Source organism: Furfurilactobacillus siliginis, from assembly GCF_001437435.1.
In the GTDB taxonomy this organism is placed as follows: domain Bacteria; phylum Bacillota; class Bacilli; order Lactobacillales; family Lactobacillaceae; genus Furfurilactobacillus; species Furfurilactobacillus siliginis.
In genome coordinates, this window is record NZ_JQCB01000014.1 from 480 (window position 1) to 21,103 (window position 20,624).

Consider the following 20,624-nt stretch of genomic DNA (forward strand, 5'->3'; position numbering starts at 1 on the left):
ATCAGCAGCTACCGTGAAATTCGCCGATTCAAATCATCTAAATCTGCATTTAACTTGTCCAAACCTTCTTGCAACACCTTTTGATGAGCATCGGTTTTGAATTGAAACTTGTTCACGGATTTTCCAATTTCCGTGGCAGTTTTCTGCGCTTCGTTGGCTGTCTCTTCTAACCGGCTCAGCTTTTGCCGTAAGTTAGTTAAAGACGCCGTGAAGTTATGAATGCCTTCGATGAATTCACGAATTGGTGCAATTAGTTTTGTGAACATGTTAGGCCTCCATGTTAGCCTTGATCGCCGCTTGTAACTTTTGGTACTGAGCGTCGTCATAGTTGTCACTGTTATCTTTGAAGATCATCTTGAAGTCATCGTCATCCGTGTAGCGAGGTACCAGGTGAAAGTGAGAGTGGAAGACTGACTGGTAGGCGACGGTACCGTTGTTATTGACGATATTCATGCCTGTGATGGCAGGATTCGAAGCTCGAACTGCCCGTGCAATCTTTGGAATTCTTGCAAAGACTTGTTCAGCTAACGTTTCATCGTACGCAAAAATATCAGGGACATGTGTCTTTGGAATCACCAGCGTGTGTCCGGGAGTCCCTTGTGAAATATCTAGGAACGCTTTTACAACATCGTCTTCGTAGACAGTGTAGCTTGGAATATCACCTTTAATGATTTTGCAAAAAATACAATCGTCATCCAGCATTAATGTGTCCTCCTCATGTTTGTTACGTTAAGTTGATTATACACATTCTGAAAGAGAAGGGACAGTGGACGCCTTACTTGGCGAGTGTTTTATCATGAAGTGACATGGTTTAGATATGCTATAATCATCACAGCATTTTACGATGGAAAGGACGTTTTCATGAGCATTGAAATTGAACATTTAGTGGGCGGTTATTCACAGGTGCCGGTCCTAAAAGATGTGAACTTTTCCGTTGCCGACGGTGAGGTCGTGGGACTGATTGGCTTAAACGGTGCTGGAAAATCGACAACTATTAATCACATTATTGGCTTATTAACACCGCAACGCGGACATATTCGCGTTGGCGGTGTTGAGTTGATCAATGATGCGCAAGCGTATAAACAGCAAATTGCGTACATTCCTGAAATGCCTGTTTTATATGATGAACTAACGCTCGAGGAGACATTAACCTTAACGATGATGGCCTATGGCTTAGATGAACAAGCTACTTGGAAACGGGCGCATGAACTATTAAAGAAATTTCGTCTCGATAATAAATTGAATTGGTTTCCAGCCAACTTTTCAAAAGGGATGAAACAAAAAGTTATGATTGTGAATGCCTTTATGACTGAGGCACCGGTATTCATCATTGATGAACCATTTTTGGGTTTAGATCCTGTGGCGGTGCATGATTTACTGACGCTGATTGAAGACGCAAAGTCGCGCGGTGCTTCCGTGTTGATGTCGACGCATGTGTTAGCTAATGCGGAAAAATATTGTGACCGTTTTGTACTATTACATGATGGACAGGTGCGTGTCGCAGGGACATTACCAGAACTACAGGCTGCCTTTCCGGAAGCTGGCGACTCGTTAGAGGATATTTATTTGACGCTTGCAAATGGAGAACGGGATGCCAATGACTGATTTAAATCGTTTATTTGCGCATCGACTGTCGCGACATATTGGTTTTTTACTCAAATATCTGCGCTTAGTGTTTACCGATCATTTTGTCATCGCATTATTCTTCTTTTGTGGTGCCTTGGGCTATGCCTATCAAAGTGGCCTAAAAACGCTGATCAACGGTGTGTGGTGGGGACCAGCCTTGACGCTGTTTGTTTTAACGTTGACCAGTCAGTTGGGGCGCTTAGCAACACTGATTGAACCAGCGGATACAGTTTTTTTATTGCCTGCTGAAACCAAAATGCATGCTTATTTACGTCATGCACGCAATTATAGTTTCCTGATGGGATCACTCATGCAAGGCGCTGTTTGGCTGGTGCTTCTGCCATTTTTGGCACAGGGTGATCAGCTGTCATTTACCGCTGCGTTACTTATTTTAATAAGTCAATTGCTGGTGAAATTCAGCGTTATAAACGGACATGTGCGCCAGGCAATGTTGCAAACACGGCAAAGACGAGTGCAGCAGTTATTGTGGTCATGGGGCGTACCAGTGGTTACATTTACAGTAGCTTTGTGGGTGACACCTTGGCTAGGATTAGTACTGGCAGTCGTGAGCGCTGGTTGGTCGCAGTATCAACTTGGTCAGCATTGGCAAAAGGGCCAACTTGCTTGGCATCAGTTAGTAAATGATGAAGCGGCGCGAATGATGACTTTATATCGCTTCTTCAATTTGTTTACGGATGTACCACAATTGGCGAGTCAAGTTCATCGACGTCGTTACTTGGATCCAGTGTGGCGTCTAATGAGTGGCAAAAGTCGTAATCCATACCGGTTGTTGTTTACGCGTGGCTTGGGTCGCGATGGAGATGCCTTTGGATTAGTGATTCGGTTAACTGTGATTGGTATGCTATTATTAGTATTCATTCATAATCAGTGGTTGAGTTTGCTAATTATGTTGTTGGCTGTCTACCTGATTGGGTTCCAGCTGTTACCATTTTATCGGCAGTATGAAGGCAATGTCTTTACACATCTGTATCCGATTTCTGTGCAAAGTCGATTGCAGGCGTTCCGTCACGTGCTGACGATTATTTTAACTGGGACTGCGCTGGCATTAGTAGTAGTAGATGTTGTCGTTAACTGGTCGTGGCAGCGTCTAGGCATCGATAGTTTAGCGTTAGCCCTTGAATTAGTGATTTTTATTGGCTGGTATAGTCAGTTACGTTTAAAGAAAATGGCGTCTTAAGTGACCATTTAAAAAGGAGTTTTTAGTTATGCGTGTTCGAAATAAACCATGGGCAGATACATTGATTGCCGACAATGAAAAGGCGATTGTGCTTGAACCAGCTCAGTATCGGGGCCATTGGCAAGACCGCTTTGCCAGTCAACAGCCATTACATGTAGAGGTTGGTACCGGTAAAGGACAATTTTTGATTGGGATGGCAAAGGCACATCCAGAATTAAATTTTGTTGGAATTGAATTGCAAAAATCAGTGTTGGCAGCAGCACTGAAAACATCCTTGCCTGAAGAATTGACGAATTTACAGTGGGTGCTTGCTGACGGACAGGGAATTGAAAATTTCTTTGAACCAAGAGAAGTCGCAAAGCTGTACCTGAACTTTTCTGATCCATGGCCTAAAACACGCCATGAAAAACGTCGACTGACGTCAAAAACATTCTTAGCAAGCTATTCGGCAGTGCTGGGAAATGGCGGCAACATTCAATTTAAAACCGACAATCGACACTTGTTTGAGTACTCAATCATGAGTATGGCAGCGTTTGGATTGGATTTGCGCGAATTATCCTTAGATTTGCATACAGACGTGGCAGCTAGCGAAGGTCAACTAGAAAATATTGAAACAGAGTATGAACAAAAATTTGCGGCCAAAGGTCAACCAATTTATCGATTAGTGGCCCGCATTCCTGAAAAGTAAATATCAATCAAAATAGACAATCGGTGATCCAGCTTGCTTAACGCGAGCTGAATCACCGATCGTCTATTTTTTTGCAGGTCATCATTGCGTTACCCATGTGAGAGCGGTATAAATTACGTGACACAGTGAGTGGAGGACGAGTTATGAAGCGATGGTTACAGGCATATCACGCGCGCAATGGTGAAATTGCATTATTTTTTCGGGAACGGTCATTTGCCGCGGTGATTCGTCACGCGCTGACTATCTTATTTCCGTTTGTGCTATTGGACGTGTTATTAAATTGGTTAAATGCAGCCTGGCTGTCACCAGATGGGTTCTACTTTCAGATTTTCCATCTACCAGTTGGCAATAAAATAGTAATGATCACCGGTGACCTGTTATCAGATCTCGTAATCATGTTAAACGTGGTGATTAGTATTTGTGCGGCCTATTTAGTGGGCTATTATTATGCTGAATTCTTTCATTTAGATAAGATGACGACAGGATTAGCTAGTGGAGCCGCTTATTTGATTTTAAATTATGACTACCGTAGCCCAGATAATTTGTTCCTATTTGATAACTTTGGTTTACGAGGCTTATTTTTAGCTTTCTTGACAGGCATTATCGTTGGCCAAATTTTCCGGATGAAGTGGATTACACCGCCAGCAATGATGGATCCAATGGTCACTGAAGATGACCGTTTATTTCGTCGCTCACAGCGGATGTTTTTACCACTTGTACTAGTAGTGACACTCTTTGTGCTATTAGGCTGGTTAGTCAGTTTAGTTACTGTGCGCGGTCCACTGGGAATTTTAAATGAAGGGGTCGCTAGCATCACTTTAGGCAAGGCGACGACGCATGTTTCAGCGATTATTGGTTCCACCTTAGTAAGTGGGTTGTTGATGTTTATTGGTGTGGCCAGCCCGATTGCGCAGCCACGGTTAGCGACTTATACGACTTACGCAGGTGCTAACTATCAATTTGCGCAGGCGCATCACACATCCTTTGGGGCACCATATCCGATTACGCTACATACGCTATATGACATTTTTGGTAATATCGGTGGAATCGGCGGTATGTTAGCGTTAATGATTGCGATCATCTTAGTTGGGATTGTTCATCGGGAACGGCGATTATCCATGATGGGGTTGTTGCCGACGCTTTCCAACGTTTCTGGTATTGGCTTAGTTGGTATTCCAATGATTTTCAATTCGATTTATCTGTTACCAATGATTTTTGTGCCTGTGTTTAATATGATTGTTGGTGCCATGTTGATTAAAGCACGCATTGTGCCACCAGCTGTTTATCGAATTCCTTGGACGACACCGGGGATTTTGCAAGGTTACGCTGGCACAGGTGGGGATGTTGCCATGCTGGTCGTTTCCGTTGGTTTATTTATTATTGATATTTTGTTGTTCATTCCGTTTGTTAAGAACGAAAACAGGTTGCAGACATTGTTAATCAAGCGAGAAGAACGACTACGCGAAAAAACGGAGGCACGCCATGAAACAAGCAAGAACAGCTAGATGGTGGTGGCTAACCGGTGTGATTGTCTTTTTGGTAGTCGTTGGTGGCTTGACGGTTCCGTGGGTTAAACATACCGTGACGAAAACGCGTGTCATTCGACAGTCGCAAATGTCGCCGGTCATTTTTATTCCGGGCTCATCAGCGGGGCAAAATCGGTTTGATGATTTAATTAAAACAATTAATTCTGGGCAGGGACTTACGCCTGGAACTGGTCGTCGGGCAGGAGCCCCTGTGCAACACAGTGTGGTTAAAATCACGGTGAAGGAAAATGACCAGTTACAGGTCAGCGGTCAAGTTCGTGCTGGTGATAACGCGCCATTTTTCGTTGTTGCCTTCGCGAATAATTCAGATGGCTACCCGAATATCAAACGCCAGGCGCGGTGGTTTAACATTGCGTTTAATTACCTAGCTAAAACGTATCACTTTAATAACTTTTCCGGATTTGGTCATTCAAATGGTGGACTGGTTTATACCCTGTTTTTGGAAGATTACTTTAACCAGTCACAATACCGTATGCATGAACTGATGATGTTAGGCACGCCGTTTAACCTGGAGGGCAAGGATCAGGATAAACGTGTGGCGATGCTAGATAACATGGTCGATAACCGTAATAAACTGCCAAACTCACTGAATGTGTATTTGGTGGCAGGGACGGAGAATTACACGAATGATGGCATTGTGCCGGTTGAAAGTGTATATGCCGGCAAGTATGTGTATCAAGATCAGGTGGCTCATTTCACGGAGCTGACGGTAACTGGGAGTGACGCTGAACATTCTGATTTGCCGGAGAACAAGCAAATCGTGGGCCTGATGTCACAAAATTTACTGCAGTTTCAAAATCGGCAACGGCGACCGGACAGTGGCACCACGAATCAGAAAAAAGATAAAATGCTGGATTCGGATCAACAAGGTTCCGGTAATTCGCGGAAGTAGTCTGTTTAGGTTTGTGAATCAAAAAAATTGGCTCTGAGACAAATGCACTTGTCTCAGAGCCAATTTTTTAACGAGAGTGGACATAGGATAGAATGTACCAGAAACTACTTTTGTTTTACGAACTTAAACAGTGAAAATGTGGGTCAAACGTCAGGTTGCTGTGCAGACTGTGAGTGATACCGGAATCAGTATGGCAGTTTTAAATCTCACTCGCATCTTCCTGGCGCGCGTCCTTTAAACGTTATCGGTCACGACTAAACTATCTTTCCAAACGTCAACAACTTTTCCTGATTTTGAATCAGCCAGAAAATCGTACACGATTAACTGACCATCCTCATGCTTCATGACACCGCCTTGATAAACCATGGCCTGTGTGCCAAACCGCTTAAATGGAACTGGATGATGCTCGATCCAGGCCCCATCAAGTGGGCCTGACTTACGAAAAGAAGCTTTGACGTTTGTTAAAATATGATCGGGATGTTTAAACTGCCGAGTGCGCACGAATGCGCCAATTCCTAGACCGGCAGCAATTCCCATGCCAGCTAGTAAGGTTAAGTGACCTGCTTGTTGTTTGCGACTCACGAAAAGCGCCTCCTAGACATTTCATCAGATTTGTTTTCACACAGTGTACACCAACTGCCCAATAGATGAAAATGAGGGCACGTATTGACCAGCGTGACAGGAGAGGCTAAACTTTAACAATGACATTTATAAACGGAGGCAAAACATGCTAATCGCAAGTATGAACCAACAAGCATCACCTAACGTTTTAGTAACCATTTTGGCACCAGACGTGGCGACGCAAACAGTTACGATCAAAGACGACGTGGCTCGGGTATTTGACCCAGCAACTGATAAGACGCTCGGTTTTAACTTTTTGCAGGCGGATGCAATTGATGCATCGTTAGTAACGAACGGTCCAGTAACGTTAACTGAAGCGCAGGTGACTGCTTTAAACAAGCATTTAACAGCGGTTGGATTCGCACCTGAGTTGCTTGCTGACAATGATGCAAAATTCGTCGTTGGGTATGTTGAAAGTGCTGAGCCACATCCAGATTCAGATCATTTGTTAGTAACAAAAACACGTGTTGACAATGATGAATCGTTACAGATTGTCAGTGGCTCACCGAATATGCAGGCTGACATTTACGTGGTCGTTGCAAAGGTGGGTGCTTTGATGCCAGACGGCGGGATTATTTGGCCGGGTGAATTGCGTGGGGTATCGTCAAATGGTATGATTACCAGTGGTCGCGAACTTCATTTACAAAATGCACCGCAACAAAAAGGTGCCTTGATTCTGCCTGAGGACTTTGCAAAAGTGGGCACACCTTTTGATTTTGACAAAGGTAATACGCTTTTTGCCTAACACAAACGTTTAGGCTAGTGTATACAATCATGAATTTGAATTGATTTGGGAGGCTGTGGCCTTCCTTTTTTAGTAAGTGAATGTTTGCCGAAAAATAGACTTAAATTTAGGTGAGATTGAATAATGAAACATTATGACGGGCCGACTTTCTTCCGGCAGCATCCGGAAGCACTTCTTCAAGCACGTGAACGAAGACAGCAACGTGCTTTACCAGCGAAAGCAAGCGCTGCAGCACCAGTTGAATCAGCAGCACCAGTGCGTTTTGGCAATGACGAAGTTGAAATGGATCGCGATACTGCTAGTATGTATGCTTCTCAGCAGGCGCGGGCGATTCAACAAACAATCAAGCCACGCGTTCATGGATTACGCCATGCAACTAGTGTGGCAACTGATGATGAGGCTTATGTCTCTGCGGTTGCTAAACCATATTCCACGGCGTCTGTTGCTTTTTCGGAGGCTGAAAAACCAGTCGCTAGCAGTTGGGGACAAGATGACTGGTCACATTCTGACAGCACAGTCGAGATTAACAGCGTTTCAAATGCAACCAGTTTAGTCAGCACTGCTGTGCAACCAGCTTCACTGGCAACGGTGACGTCGATGAGTACAAGCAACAGTCAATCGACCTCGGCCGCGTCAATGACATTAGTGGAAAGTGAACTTCCGACGACAAGTGCTGTCACAAAGCCACTACCGGTTATTCATTCATCAGCCGAAGTAACGCACAGTAAACCGGCACTTGGGCATGGTCTAGCTGATATTTTAAATGAAGAACAAAATGGTCAAAAAGACTTGGCTTTATTTAATCATGATCACGCTGATTCTGATGAAGAAGCAACACCAGTTATCGACGCATTACCCAGTGGGCGAACGTATGCCAATGAGGGTGATAAAGATCTTCTGACGTACCATTTCCCAGATTTGGATTTATTAGAGCCACCTGTTCAACGAAACGAAGAAAAGTTGGATGCATGGATCGAACAGCAAATTGATACGCTTAATGCGACATTAAGTAGTTTTAATGTCGATGGGGAAGTGGTCGACTATACGGTCGGACCTACTGTTACACAGTTTCAAGTACGTTTGGGACCGGGCGTACGGGTCAATAAAATCACCAACTTACAAGATGATTTGAAGATGGTTTTGGCTGCTAAGGACATTCGTATTGAGGCGCCAATTCCTGGTAAATCGACGGTCGGCATTGAAATTCCAGATTTGAAGTCACGTCCGGTCATGTTGTCAGAAGTGTTGCGTTCAGATGCGTTCCAAAATAGTTTGTCGCCCTTGACGGTTGCCTTAGGTGTTGACTTGTTTGGTCAGCCACAGGTCACAGATTTAAGAAAAATGCCGCACGGTTTGATTGCTGGGGCTACTGGTTCTGGTAAATCTGTGTTCATCAACAGCCTGCTGATGTCGATTTTGTATAAGGCAACGCCACAAGAAGTTAAGCTGATTTTAATTGATCCAAAGGCCGTTGAAATGGCACCATACAACGGTATTCCACATCTGCTGGCACCTGTGGTTTCTGAACCACAAGCAGCCGCAGCCGCCTTAAAATGGGCGGTTAATGAAATGGAAGAACGTTATCAACGCTTAGCTGCGGCTGGGGCACGGAACATTGAGCAATACAACGACAAGGCTGAAGCGAGTGGTCATCCTGAGCAGAAAATGCCGTACATTTTGATCATTATTGATGAACTGGCTGATTTGATGATGGTAGCGGCTTCGGAAGTGCAAGATTACATCGCACGGATTACGCAAAAGGCGCGGGCCGCGGGGTTACATCTGTTAGTGGCCACGCAACGTCCATCTGTAGATGTTGTGACAGGAACCATTAAGAATAATATTCCAACACGAGTTGCATTTATGGTTGCAAGCCAGGTGGATTCTCGTACCATTTTAGATACTGCCGGTGCTGAACGTCTATTAGGACGTGGTGACATGTTGTATCTTGGTAATGGTAAAAGTCAGCCAATTCGGCTGCAAGGGACGTTTGTGGATGATGAAATTGATGCGGTGACAGCGTTTGTACGCGAACAAATGGCACCACATTATGCGTTTGAGCCTAAGCAATTATTAGCAACTGAAATTGCAGCTGAAGATCAAGATGACCTGTGGCCAGAGGTTTTGACGTATATCGCGGATGAAAAGACTGTATCGACCTCTAAGTTACAGCGGGTATTTTCCATTGGCTATAACCGTGCGGCAAACCTTGTTGATCAGTTAGAGGGCAATGGTTATGTCTCTGCTCAGCAGGGGTCAAAACCGCGAGAAGTCTTTCTAACACCTGAAAAGCTTGCAACAATCACTGAAGATTAAGTAAAAGTCGCGTTTTCACCTGTAAGTTCCACCAGAAAATTGGTACATTATAGTTAATTATTAAAAAATGTTTGTAGTATGAAGGAGCCCAATAGTCATGAATAACACAGACACAACCTATTATTTCGTCGGGATCAAAGGATCAGGAATGGCGTCGTTGGCGCTAATTTTGCATGACCGTGGTGATCGTGTGGAAGGATCAGATATTGATCAATACACGTTTACACAACGCCCATTGGAACAAGCTGGAATCAAGATTTACTCATTTGATCCTGCCAATTTACATGAAGGGCTAACGGTTATTGCCGGAAATGCGTTCCCTGATACGCACCCTGAAATTGTACGGGCCAAAGAACTTGGTCTGACAGTTGTTCGTTACCATGAATTTTTGGGTCAGTTAATGAGTGGATATACCAGTATTGGTGTTGCAGGTGCGCATGGAAAAACCAGCACGACTGGTCTGTTAGCACATGTATTGAGCGGTATCGCACCAACAAGTTACCTCGTTGGTGATGGCACTGGAAAAGGAACGCCTAACTCACGCTTCTTTGTCTTTGAAGCTGACGAATACCGTCGTCACTTCTTGGCTTACCACCCAGATTATGCCATTATGACAAACATTGACTTTGATCACCCTGACTACTATAAGGGGATCGACGATGTGTATGATGCGTTTGAAACGTTTGCTGGGCAAGTTAATAAAGCCATTTTTGCATGGGGCGATGATCCAGAACTGCGTAAGTTGATTGCAAATGTACCAGTTTATTATTACGGTGTTGGTACTAATGACGACATTCAAGCTCGTAATATCAAGCGGACTACAAAGGGCTCAAACTTTGATGTTTACATTCACGATGAATTCATTGGCAACTTTGAAATTCAATTGTTTGGTGAACACAACGTGCTAAATAGCTTAGCGGTCATTGCTGTGGCGCACTTTGAAAAGGTTGATATGGATGACTTGCGCAAGGAATTATTGTCGTTCCAAGGGGTCAAACGACGCTTCTCAGAACGTAAAGTAGCTGACATGACCATTATTGATGACTACGCGCACCATCCATCTGAAATCAAGGCAACTATCGATGCCGCTCGTCAAAAGTATCCTGATAAGGAATTAATTGCGGTGTTCCAACCACATACCTTTACTCGTACGATTGCGTTGATGGATGACTTCGCCAAGAGCCTGAACTTGGCTGATAAGGTTTATCTGACAAACATCTTCGGTTCCGCTCGTGAAAAGACCGGTACGGTTTCTAGTGCCGATCTTGGTGCGAAAATCGTTAAGGGCGGCGAAGTGCTGACTTTAGATAATATGTCACCATTGCTTGATTTTCACGATGCAGTGGCAATTTTCATGGGTGCCGGTGACGTGCAAAAGTATGAACGTGAGTATGAAACTTTATTGAGTAATTCAAGTTTGAATAAAAACTAGAGAACAGAGCAAAAAAAGACCCAGGTGTTTCCGAGCAAGAACAAGGACGGTGGTAGGAGCTTTAGCTCCGGACAGCGGCCAGGTTCTGCGCAGGAAACAGGGTCTTTTTTTGCGTTTTGGATGTATGAAAGGCAACTCCCCTCCGAATTATAAACAGCACAGGTCAGATGAGAGTGAGACAAAAGTCGGGAAGTAGCGAGCAAGACCTAGAACGGCCGTGCGGCTTGGTCTTCAATCCGGTAGGTTGTTCGTCCTCTGCACAGCGACTTGACTTTTGATGCACGTTTCCGCTATTGAAACCTAGAGAACAACAATGGGTCTGTGGACATAATTAGTTATGTCCACAGACCCATTCTGTAGTTATCGTTTTCCCCATACGAGCCACCCAAGCATGCCAATAATAGCGAGTACGATCCAGTAATACCGTGCTAGAAATTCCCAACCATTCGTAATTGGCTGATAATACCATTGCCGCCAACGATGATTCTCGTGCCAATCTTGATCGGCTTTATCTGGAGTTGTCGCTTTTTTTATGGCTGATTTTAAGCCAGTATCGGTTTGCGGATGTTTGTTTAGTACCAGTTCGTCAAGATCAACATGGAGTACTTCCGTCAGTTTAACTAAGCTGGTTAAATCGGGAGTGGTTTCACCGTTTTCCCATTTTGAAATTGACTGACGCGAAATATTGAGCTGCTCGGCTAAGTCGCTTTGCGATAACTGGGATTGTTTGCGAAGCTTGATAAGATTTTGTTGAAAGATTGTGTTATTCATAAACACACGTCCTTTTCGTTAGGTTGATTTCATAGTAAGGAGCGCGTGAGAAACACGCTAGCACTGATGATGGAAAACCGAGTTGCATTTATGCCCGTAATGTTAACAAAGCCTATTAAAATCAGTTATTGGGTATAACAATTATCAATGAGTAACAGGTGTTTTGGAACCGCTAAATTGAAGTAACACTAACCCAAGTGTTTCAAAAACGGCAATCATAATAATCATTGGCATGGCAGTGTTAGAGCCAAATAGTCCGACCAACGGCGAAGCAATACCGCCGACCAGTTGTGATAAAGTTCCTAGCACAGCCGAAGCAGTCCCAATGTTTTTGCTCGTACTTTCCATCGCGATTGCCGTGGTGATCGTACTATTGAAACCGACGAACATAACAACGACCCACAGTGCAACCGTAAATACGATTAAGCTATTAATGGTAAGCGCGTTTATGGCGAGCACAATACAACTGACTAAAGGCATGAAAAATCCTAAACGGGCGATATTTTGTTCGCTTAGATGGCCGGAGATGCGACCTGCCAACTGGCTCCCTAAGGCGATACCCAAACCATTGATGGCGTAAATGACACTAAAGCCAGCGGTGGATAGGCCGAAATCCTTTTGGAAGATGAATGAGGAATCTGCGATGTAAGTAAATAAGGCACCGTAAACAAAGGCCAGCAACGTAGCGTTCAACATAAACCGACCATTGCCCAAGACAGATTTGAAATCTAGCTTTTCAGCTGGACCCTGTGAAATGGTTGCCGTTTCAGGTAAACCAAAGTAACTGGCAGCAACGAGCAGGGCACCAATAAGTGCAAGTGTTACAAAAATCGATTCCCATGGGAAGATAGTGACTAGCCCTGCGCCTAAGATAGGGGCAATCACCGGAAAGATGCCGTTGACAGTCATCAATGTGGCATAGAACTTTGTCAGGCGTTCACCTTCAAAAAGATCACGAGCAACTGCCCGGGATAGAACTTGGCCGGCTGACCCTGCGAGACCCTGTAGCACTCGTAGGACTAAAAAAAATGTAATGCTATGAACAAAGATTAGCGCAATCGACGTTAAGGTGAAGACAACCAGACCAGCTAAAAGCGGTTTGCGGCGGCCAACACGATCACTCCATGGACCAATGAATAACTGACCCACAGCCATACCGATTAAACAGGCACTGATACTGGCTTGAACTGCGGCCGATGAGGTATGTAAGTTTGCTTGGATCTGTGGGAGAGCGGGTAAATACATATCTAAGGACAAAGGACCAAAGGCCGATAAGGTACCCAATAGTAAAATTAAGAAGGCACCAGGTTTGGGTAACGTTTTTTTCACTTGCATGTTTGTCTGAACTCCCTATGTGTTTGTTTGCTATCCAACCATTTTAGCTGTCTATGACTGAAATGACTAGGCGGGAGCATAAGGAATTGTAAAGTTGCAGGTTTCGTGTGTGAAACGCTTGCGTGTTGGTATGAATCTGTTAGAATACAACCAGATAAAGATTAGTCAGTATTTGTCAAACAATAATTTGAAATGAGGGATTTTCGTGAACAATAATGAATATCAACAGCCTCGTCGCGAAGTGAACAGCCAGGCGTCTGGGTTATCGGCCTTTATGAGCCGCGTCTTTGGTTACATGGGAGTCGCCGTTTTAGTATCAGCGATCGTTGCTGTTCTAGCCGGTGTCGTGTTCGCTAACCAGTACTTTGGTTTCTTAGCCGCCAACCGGTGGTTTATGTGGGTGCTAATCATTGCTGAACTTGGTTTAGTAATGGGTAGCAACTTTCAGGCGAATCGGAACCCAACGGCTGGGTTAGTCATGCTAATGGGCTTTGCGGCCGTTAATGGCTTGATGTTATCGACCATTTTCATCCAGTATGCGAGTGCAACGATTTTCTCTGCATTCTTTGCATCAGCCGCTATCTTCGGTGGGATGTCATTTTATGGGGCGACAACGCATCGTGATTTGAGCCGGATTGGCACGCAAATGGGCTTTGCACTGTTTGGTGTTATCATTGTGAGCTTAATCAACTTGTTCTTACGTTCAAGCATCATTAGCTTCGTGTTTAGCTTTATCATTGTGGGGATCTTCGTCGTGTTGACTGCTTGGGATACACAACGGATGCGTCGCGTTTATGAACAATATGGGAATCAAGTATCATTAGGTGGTTTAGCCATCCAGGGCGCACTTCAGTTATACCTTGATTTCATCAACATCTTTATCAACATCTTACAGATCTTTGGTTACGGTGGTAATCGTAACTAGATAACCAGGGGCGTGTGCAGACAGAATTACTTTTGTCTACGCACGTTTTTTTGTGCGTGCAAGGCGAAACATTTTTTTATGAATATGTTGACGTATGCTCACACATGCATGTATTATAATCAACGAGGTGATGAAATGTCAGTTGAACACGGTTCTGATGAATGCAAGCAGTTGATTAGAGATAATGTGGACATTGATTTTTTCCGAACTGTCTTTGATCCGGTACGTAGTGAATTAATTGTTTTTCTCGCCAGTAATGGTGAGATGACGGTAGGAGATATTGCAGATAACTACCCACAAAACCGATCTGTGATTTCACGGCACTTGGACATCATGTTTCGGTACAACATTGTGCAACGTAGAAAAGAAGGTCGGGAAGTCTACTATCAGATTAATCGCGATTTGATTGTTAGCAAGTTCCAACAAACGTCTGAAAATATGACAGCACTCATGAATCTTAAGTGAGCATGAGTGTTTTTTATTTAAATTATAAGTGCATTTGTGTGCACTAATAATCATAAAAGGAGATTTAACAAAAATGGCAAAAGTATCAAAACAGTGGTGGATTCTTGGAATCGTAAGTTTAACGGTGTTCATGGCAATGTTAGATATCACCATCGTGAACGTGGCATTACCAAGTATGCAAAAGGCATTTTCAGCTAGCTTTACAGAAATTCAATGGGTTTTAAACGCCTATACGTTGGTCTATGCCGTGATGTTATTACCGGTATCAAAGTTGGGCGACATTTGGGGTCGCAAACGTGTTTTCTTATTGGGTTTGGCCGTTTTCACGATTGGCTCAGTTGCCAGTGGACTAGCAGGGGATGACACGTGGTTGAACATCTTCCGTGGTCTACAAGGTGCCGGGGGTGCAGCCATGATGTCGTTATCGTTGACGATTGTAACGGCGTCATTTCCACCAGCCAAGCGAGGCCTTGCACTGGGAGTCTGGAGCAGTGCCGTGGGTCTTGCAAGCGCAGCTGGTCCATTGATTGGCGGTGCGTTGGTTGATGGCTTCGGTTGGCGGTCAATCTTTTTAGTTAATTTGCCCATCGGGCTTGTCGTCATCTTTTTAGGGTGGATTTTAATTCCAGAAAGTAAGCTGCTGAAGAATGAATCACTAGATGTGATCGGTGTTTTACTGAGTGCAATCTTCATCTTTAGCATGGTTCTGGGTTTGATTCAAAAAGAAATGCACAGTAGTTATAGCTGGACGAATTGGCACATTATGGGCTTGTTTGGCCTTAGCCTGGTGTCTTTGCTCGCATTTGTTGTGACTGAGCGCACCGTCAAAAATCCAATGATTGATTTGCACGTGTTTAAATCCACATCATTTGTTGGTGCCAACATTGCGGCGTTTACGCTAGGCGCTGGTTTATATGGTGGTTTTACCTACTTGACGATTTTGCTGCAAAACTACATGGGCTATTCAGCCTTTGAAACAGGCGTCAAAATGCTCTACATCAGCGCATTTACACTTGTTTTAGGACCGCTAGCTGGGATTGTCTCTGGTAAGATTGGCAATCGCTGGTTGATTAGTGGCGCCTTGTTAATCGGCGCAGCAGGTGTATTACTGATCAATCATTTAGTTAAAGTACCGTTTCAATGGCAGTCACTGTTTTGGGGATTCATTCTGCTAGGGATTAGCAATGCATTGGTAAATCCACCAATTTCAAATGTGGCGATGAGCGCTGTTCAAAAGGACGAAGTTGGCATGGCGTCTGGTATCTTAAATGTTTTTCGTCAAGTTGGGATTTCATTTGGGGTCGTCGTGTTGGGCATCAGTTTGAATGCTGGCTATAAAGATCAATTAAGTGATGGGTTTTCACAGGTTAGTTTGTTGCCTGCACCGATAAAAACACAGTTGCTGGATGCATTGCAGAAGGTCGGTGCAGTAGGTGGTCGGCGCGTTTTGGAAAGCAAACAAATTGCGCCGTTCAAACAATTACCGGTATTTAAACAGGTCGCCGATGTGGTCGATAATGCCTTTAAAGTTGGGATGCAACATACCACGGGACTCATTGCGACCTTGTTGATTATTGGGGCAGCCGCAAGCTTGGTAATGATTAAACGTGATCCACAACCAAAGTAGTACGCAGCGGAATTTGATTTTCGCACAATTAAAGATTGCAAATAAAAGTGGGTCTGAGGACATAGCTAATTATGTCCACAGACCCATTGTTGTTTTCTGATTTTCAATAGCGGAAACGTGCGCCAAAAGTCAAGCCGCTGTGCAGACTACGAACAACCTACCGGGTTGAAACCCAACCCGTACGGTCGTTCTAGGTCTTGCTCACGGCTTCCCGACTTCTGGCCCACTCTCTTTTTGTGATCATATAGCAGTCAAACGTAAATCTTAGTGCAATGTGGATGAATGCTTGGATTGCCCTCCAAAATGAGCTGTAACAACACCTAGCAGTTCGAATCCAGCAATGACTGCCAACATTGGTATGGCATTACTGGCGTTAAAAAGGCTGACCAAAGGGGATGACAATCCACCGATGAAGAGGGATACAGCACCTAAACCAGCAGAGGCTAAACCGATGTTGTCGGTCGTACTTTCCATTGCCAAAGCAGTTGTAATAGTTGTGTTAAAACCCATGAAAGTGACAATCAGAAATAAGCCAAGCATAAAGATCACGGTGTTATTGAGCGTAAATGTATTAACAATCATGACGACGGCTGTGAGCAGCGGTGCTAAAAAGCCGAACCTGACCAACGCTTGATCACTAAATGAGCCAGATAGCCGGCCAATCAGTTGGCTCCCCAGTGCAAACCCGACACCATTTACAGCATAAACGAGGCTGAATTGACTGGTAGACAGGCCGAAACTTTTTTGAAAAATAAAGGAAGAATCTGAGATGTAGGCAAAAAGTGCGCCATAGACTAAGGCCAACATCAGCGTGTTTAACGTGAAGGCACGATTCTTTAATAGCGGCATGAAATCAAGTCGCTGTGTCATGGTTGCTTTGGGCGTAATCGTTTCTGGTAAAACAAAGAAACTGATGACGGCAAGCCATGCGCCGATAATGGTGAGCGTGATGAAGAGTGATTGCCAAGAGAAGAAGGCGATGAGTGCCGCGCCTAAAATGGGTGCGATAACGGGAAAGACACCAATCACAGTCATTAGTGTGGCATAGAATTTGGTCAATCGAGGGCCTTCAAATAAATCGCGTGCCATTGCCCGGGATAAAACTTGACCAGTGGAACCTGCAAGACCTTGAACGAAACGAAGAACCAAAAATACGATAATATTATGTGCAAAAATGAGGTCAAAGGAAGCAAGCGTGAATGCAATTAAACCGGTCATAAAAGGCAGCCGCCGACCAACACGATCGCTCCATGGACCAATTAAGAGTTGACCCACAGCCATGCCAATCAGGCATGTGCTAATGCTGGCCTGCACCGCACCGGCGGAGGTGTGCATGGTCGCTTGAATGTTTGGCAGTGCAGGCAGGTACATATCAAGGGATAACGAGCCGAAGGCGGCAAGTGTACCAAGTAAAAAAGTTAAAAAGCGTGATGGTTTGATTTTCTGAGTTTGTGTCACTAATTTTCTCCTAACGTTGTTTGTAATATACGTGTGGTGTCTGTCAAAAACACCAGTGATAAAAACACTACGAACGTCTTCCGGAATAAATAAAACGTCGTCGCGTTTATTGATTGTACATACAACTATACGAGAAAAAACAAAACTGTCAATCTTTTTTTATAAGCATTGCCGTCATCCCTGGTCGAATCGTGGTGTGTAAAGGGTAAATTTGGTAAACTAGAATCATTAAAACGACAGAAAGAGACGGCCTTATGAGTGAACAATTAGAATTATCACCGAAGAAAAAGCTGCTATTAATTGACGGAAACAGTGTGGCTTTCCGCGCATTTTTTGCGCTGCACTCACAATTAGATCGATTCACCAACCACGATGGCTTACATACCAACGCAATTTATGCCTTTAAGACAATGCTGGATCACGTGATCAAGGCAGTTCATCCTGATAAAGCGTTAGTTGCATTTGATGCTGGTAAGACAACTTTTCGGACGGCTAAGTACAGTGATTACAAAGGTGGTCGCTCGAAGACACCAGAAGAATTATCTGAACAGATGCCGTACCTACGTGAGCTGCTGACTGGCTATGGAATCAAGAGCTATGATCTGAAAGATTGGGAAGCTGACGACATCATCGGGACCCTTGCACGCGAAGGGGAAGCCGAAGATTACCAGGTAATCATTGTGACCGGTGACCGCGATTTGACGCAGCTGACGACTGATAAAACGACCGTTGCCATTACGCAAAAAGGTGTTAGTGAAATTGAATACTACACCCCAGCGCACGTGCAGGAAAAGTTTGGTCTGACACCAACACAGATCATCGACATGAAGGGGCTAACCGGTGATACCTCAGATAATTATCCAGGGGTGACTAAAGTTGGCGAAAAAACAGCGATTAAATTACTTACGCAGTTTGAAACTGTTGAAGGTGTGTATGAACATCTAGACGACATCAAGCAGAGCAAGATGAAAGATCATTTGATTGAAGATCACGATCAAGCTGTGATGAGTAAGGACTTGGCCACGATTCGGACCAATGCACCATTGGCAGTGCACTTAGCGGACATTGATTATACAGGTCCAGATTTAGACAAGCTGATCAGTTTCTACAAGCAAATGGACTTTAATAATTTTTTGAAGCAGTTACAGAATGCTGGGTTGAGCCTTGATTTAGGGGACGAGACGCCTGAACAAACATTAAAAGATATTTCTTGTACGGAACTAACTGCCCATAATTTGGATTTGTTAGCGAATTTTACGGATGAAGTTAGCTTCATCTTAGAAATGCCCGATGAGAATTATCATTTGAGCACGTTTGCAGGGGTTGTTGTTACCGATGGGAAGCAAACATTGGTTAGCCGCGAGATTGACTTATTACAAACAGCTGAATTTAAGGCACTATTAGAAAACGACCAAATCAAGAAAAATGTATTCAATGCGAAAGCACAGTATGTTGGGCTGAATCGGTTAGGTGTGAAGTTAGCAGGTATCGACTTTGACCTGTTATTGGTTTCTTACCTTTTGGATACCAACGACAATTCCAATGATTTAGGCAGCTTGGCACAACAGCATGGTTACGTGGAAGTAGAAACAGATGAAGCTGTTTATGGGAAAGGTGCTAAACGTGGCCTCCCAGATGATGACACCGTGTTCTTCAACCATTTAGCGCGGAAAGCGTTGGCCATCCAAAATCTCCATGACGATCTGTTCAAGGAATTGGCAACTAACGAGCAAACTGACTTATATCGCAACATTGAATTACCACTGACATTGGTTTTAGCCGATATGGAAATTGCCGGTGTCCGGGTGGATACAGATCAGCTGATTGCCATGCGCGAAAAGTTCAAAGAGCAATTGGCCACGTTACAACAGACGATTTATCAAGAGGCTGGTGAAGAATTCAACATTAATTCAACCAAGCAACTTGGGGTGATTTTATTTGAAAAGATGAAATTACCCGTGATCAAGAAAACAAAAACTGGCTATTCAACGTCGGTTGATGTCTTGGAACAGTTAGCAAGTCAGGTCCCAATTGTCGAAAACATTCTGGCTTATCGGGGATTAGCAAAACTACAGTCCACCTACATTGAAGGTTTACTAAAGGTCGTTCACAGTCGAGACCAAAAGGTGCACACACGCTATCTGCAAACATTGACGCAAACAGGGCGGTTGTCGTCGGTTGATCCTAATTTGCAAAACATTCCGATTCAAACGCAACAAGGACGCGAGATTCGGAAGGCGTTTGTACCGAGTCATGAAGGCTGGCAGATTTTTTCTTCGGATTATTCACAAGTGGAACTGCGTGTTTTGGCGCACATCACAGGGGATGCAAATCTACAAGAAGCCTTTCGTGAAGATGAGGATATTCATGCTGCAACTGCGCGGCGAATTTTCGGGTTAACTTCAAACGACGAAGTGACACCTTTAATGCGGCGCCAGGCGAAAGCAACGAACTTTGGAATTGTGTACGGAATCAGCGATTATGGGTTGTCACAGAACCTTGGTATTTCACGTCAGGAAGCTAAACAGTTCATTGAAACGTACTTCCGTGAATATCCAGATGTTAAAAAATATACCGAAGATGTGGTTACCCAGGCTCAAAAGGATGGTTACGTAGAAACAATCACGCATCGTCGTCGTTATTTACCAGATATCAATGCAAAGAGCTTTAACCAGCGCTCATTTGCAGCGCGGACAGCGATGAATACACCAATTCAAGGCTCAGCAGCTGACATTATTAAAATCGCAATGATTAACATGCAGAAAGCCTTAAAAGACGCCGGTTTAAAGGCGACGATGCTGCTACAAATTCACGATGAATTAGTCTTTGAAGCACCACTTGAGGAAATCCCTAAGTTGGAACAGCTGGTACCTAGTGTGATGGATTCAGCTGTGAAGCTTGCAATTCCATTGAAGGTCGAAAGTGCCCATGGCGATTCCTGGTATGATGCCAAGGGGTAGAAAGTAAGATGTGGAGGC

18 protein-coding genes are annotated in these 20,624 nt (G+C 44.1%); 12 read left to right on the forward strand and 6 right to left on the reverse strand.

Annotated elements, in window-relative coordinates:
- Window positions 1-8: 8 nt before the first annotated feature.
- Complete coding sequence (locus IV55_RS08435) at window positions 9-266, reverse strand: hypothetical protein (RefSeq protein WP_057811260.1); 258 nt, start codon at window positions 264-266, stop codon at window positions 9-11.
- 1 nt (window position 267) lies between these two features.
- Window positions 268-702: an HIT family protein gene (locus tag IV55_RS08440; RefSeq protein WP_057811262.1), complete on the reverse strand. Its 435-nt coding sequence runs from the start codon at window positions 700-702 to the stop codon at window positions 268-270.
- A gap of 159 nt (window positions 703-861) precedes the next feature.
- Here IV55_RS08440 and IV55_RS08445 point away from each other — a divergent pair, with 159 nt between their 5' ends.
- The 5 genes from IV55_RS08445 (at window position 862) to IV55_RS08465 (ending at window position 5,951) form a co-directional block, all read left to right on the forward strand.
- Window positions 862-1,605 carry an ABC transporter ATP-binding protein gene (locus tag IV55_RS08445; protein WP_057811264.1) on the forward strand — a complete coding sequence of 248 codons (744 nt, stop codon included), beginning with the start codon at window positions 862-864 and terminating at the stop codon, window positions 1,603-1,605.
- Window positions 1,598-2,824, forward strand: coding sequence for an ABC transporter permease (locus IV55_RS08450; protein ID WP_162260744.1), 1,227 nt, complete (start codon window positions 1,598-1,600; stop codon window positions 2,822-2,824). Before IV55_RS08445 ends, IV55_RS08450 begins: the two co-directional genes overlap by 8 nt.
- A 28-nt stretch (window positions 2,825-2,852) precedes the next feature.
- The gene (gene trmB, locus IV55_RS08455) at window positions 2,853-3,512 is read left to right on the forward strand and encodes a tRNA (guanosine(46)-N7)-methyltransferase TrmB (protein WP_057811267.1); all 660 of its coding nucleotides are present in this window, start codon (window positions 2,853-2,855) and stop codon (window positions 3,510-3,512) included.
- Between the two features lie 143 nt (window positions 3,513-3,655).
- Complete coding sequence (locus IV55_RS08460) at window positions 3,656-5,017, forward strand: PTS sugar transporter subunit IIC (protein WP_057811269.1); 1,362 nt, start codon at window positions 3,656-3,658, stop codon at window positions 5,015-5,017.
- Window positions 4,995-5,951, forward strand: a complete 957-nt coding sequence (locus IV55_RS08465; RefSeq protein ID WP_083483995.1) for an alpha/beta hydrolase — start codon at window positions 4,995-4,997, stop codon at window positions 5,949-5,951. The genes IV55_RS08460 and IV55_RS08465 overlap by 23 nt, the downstream gene beginning before the upstream one ends.
- A 234-nt stretch (window positions 5,952-6,185) precedes the next feature.
- Here the strand turns inward: IV55_RS08465 and IV55_RS08470 are convergent, their stop codons facing one another.
- Window positions 6,186-6,533: a hypothetical protein gene (locus IV55_RS08470; protein ID WP_057811271.1), complete on the reverse strand. Its 348-nt coding sequence runs from the start codon at window positions 6,531-6,533 to the stop codon at window positions 6,186-6,188.
- A gap of 145 nt (window positions 6,534-6,678) precedes the next feature.
- Between IV55_RS08470 and ytpR the strand changes: the two genes are divergently transcribed.
- From ytpR to murC, 3 genes are all read left to right on the forward strand, one after another.
- Window positions 6,679-7,317: a YtpR family tRNA-binding protein gene (ytpR, locus tag IV55_RS08475; RefSeq protein WP_057811273.1), complete on the forward strand. Its 639-nt coding sequence runs from the start codon at window positions 6,679-6,681 to the stop codon at window positions 7,315-7,317.
- 123 nt (window positions 7,318-7,440) lie between these two features.
- Window positions 7,441-9,633, forward strand: coding sequence for a DNA translocase FtsK (locus IV55_RS08480; RefSeq protein ID WP_057811275.1), 2,193 nt, complete (start codon window positions 7,441-7,443; stop codon window positions 9,631-9,633).
- Between the two features lie 97 nt (window positions 9,634-9,730).
- Window positions 9,731-11,065 carry a UDP-N-acetylmuramate--L-alanine ligase gene (gene murC / locus IV55_RS08485; protein WP_057811277.1) on the forward strand — a complete coding sequence of 445 codons (1,335 nt, stop codon included), beginning with the start codon at window positions 9,731-9,733 and terminating at the stop codon, window positions 11,063-11,065.
- A 360-nt stretch (window positions 11,066-11,425) separates the two neighbouring features.
- On the opposite strand, the gene IV55_RS08490 is transcribed toward murC, so the two are convergent.
- Window positions 11,426-11,836, reverse strand: a complete 411-nt coding sequence (locus IV55_RS08490; protein ID WP_057811279.1) for a helix-turn-helix domain-containing protein — start codon at window positions 11,834-11,836, stop codon at window positions 11,426-11,428.
- A 144-nt stretch (window positions 11,837-11,980) separates the two neighbouring features.
- Window positions 11,981-13,171, reverse strand: a complete 1,191-nt coding sequence (locus IV55_RS08495; RefSeq protein ID WP_057811281.1) for a multidrug effflux MFS transporter — start codon at window positions 13,169-13,171, stop codon at window positions 11,981-11,983.
- A gap of 205 nt (window positions 13,172-13,376) precedes the next feature.
- Between IV55_RS08495 and IV55_RS08500 the strand changes: the two genes are divergently transcribed.
- From IV55_RS08500 to IV55_RS08510, 3 genes are all read left to right on the forward strand, one after another.
- Window positions 13,377-14,096, forward strand: coding sequence for a Bax inhibitor-1/YccA family protein (locus IV55_RS08500; protein WP_057811283.1), 720 nt, complete (start codon window positions 13,377-13,379; stop codon window positions 14,094-14,096).
- 135 nt (window positions 14,097-14,231) lie between these two features.
- The gene (locus IV55_RS08505) at window positions 14,232-14,561 is read left to right on the forward strand and encodes an ArsR/SmtB family transcription factor (RefSeq protein ID WP_057811285.1); all 330 of its coding nucleotides are present in this window, start codon (window positions 14,232-14,234) and stop codon (window positions 14,559-14,561) included.
- A gap of 73 nt (window positions 14,562-14,634) precedes the next feature.
- A complete protein-coding gene (locus tag IV55_RS08510) occupies window positions 14,635-16,188 on the forward strand; it encodes an MFS transporter (protein WP_057811287.1) in 1,554 nt (517 codons plus the stop codon).
- A 264-nt stretch (window positions 16,189-16,452) separates the two neighbouring features.
- Here the strand turns inward: IV55_RS08510 and IV55_RS08515 are convergent, their stop codons facing one another.
- Window positions 16,453-17,646 carry a multidrug effflux MFS transporter gene (locus IV55_RS08515; protein WP_057811289.1) on the reverse strand — a complete coding sequence of 398 codons (1,194 nt, stop codon included), beginning with the start codon at window positions 17,644-17,646 and terminating at the stop codon, window positions 16,453-16,455.
- 254 nt (window positions 17,647-17,900) lie between these two features.
- Between IV55_RS08515 and polA the strand changes: the two genes are divergently transcribed.
- Window positions 17,901-20,606, forward strand: coding sequence for a DNA polymerase I (gene polA, locus IV55_RS08520; protein ID WP_057811291.1), 2,706 nt, complete (start codon window positions 17,901-17,903; stop codon window positions 20,604-20,606).
- The last annotated feature ends 18 nt before the right edge of the window (window positions 20,607-20,624 follow it).

Excerpts from the sequence above, each read along its gene's own strand:
- IV55_RS08435 (WP_057811260.1), bottom strand. The coding sequence starts at position 266 with ATGTTCACAAAACTAATTGCACCAATTCGTGAATTCATCGAAGGCATT.
- IV55_RS08440 (WP_057811262.1), bottom strand. The coding sequence starts at position 702 with ATGCTGGATGACGATTGTATTTTTTGCAAAATCATTAAAGGTGATATT.
- IV55_RS08445 (WP_057811264.1), top strand. The coding sequence starts at position 862 with ATGAGCATTGAAATTGAACATTTAGTGGGCGGTTATTCACAGGTGCCG.
- IV55_RS08450 (WP_162260744.1), top strand. The coding sequence starts at position 1,598 with ATGACTGATTTAAATCGTTTATTTGCGCATCGACTGTCGCGACATATT.
- trmB (WP_057811267.1), top strand. The coding sequence starts at position 2,853 with ATGCGTGTTCGAAATAAACCATGGGCAGATACATTGATTGCCGACAAT.
- IV55_RS08460 (WP_057811269.1), top strand. The coding sequence starts at position 3,656 with ATGAAGCGATGGTTACAGGCATATCACGCGCGCAATGGTGAAATTGCA.
- IV55_RS08465 (WP_083483995.1), top strand. The coding sequence starts at position 4,995 with ATGAAACAAGCAAGAACAGCTAGATGGTGGTGGCTAACCGGTGTGATT.
- ytpR (WP_057811273.1), top strand. The coding sequence starts at position 6,679 with ATGCTAATCGCAAGTATGAACCAACAAGCATCACCTAACGTTTTAGTA.
- IV55_RS08480 (WP_057811275.1), top strand. The coding sequence starts at position 7,441 with ATGAAACATTATGACGGGCCGACTTTCTTCCGGCAGCATCCGGAAGCA.
- murC (WP_057811277.1), top strand. The coding sequence starts at position 9,731 with ATGAATAACACAGACACAACCTATTATTTCGTCGGGATCAAAGGATCA.
- IV55_RS08490 (WP_057811279.1), bottom strand. The coding sequence starts at position 11,836 with ATGAATAACACAATCTTTCAACAAAATCTTATCAAGCTTCGCAAACAA.
- IV55_RS08495 (WP_057811281.1), bottom strand. The coding sequence starts at position 13,171 with ATGCAAGTGAAAAAAACGTTACCCAAACCTGGTGCCTTCTTAATTTTA.
- IV55_RS08505 (WP_057811285.1), top strand. The coding sequence starts at position 14,232 with ATGTCAGTTGAACACGGTTCTGATGAATGCAAGCAGTTGATTAGAGAT.
- IV55_RS08510 (WP_057811287.1), top strand. The coding sequence starts at position 14,635 with ATGGCAAAAGTATCAAAACAGTGGTGGATTCTTGGAATCGTAAGTTTA.
- polA (WP_057811291.1), top strand. The coding sequence starts at position 17,901 with ATGAGTGAACAATTAGAATTATCACCGAAGAAAAAGCTGCTATTAATT.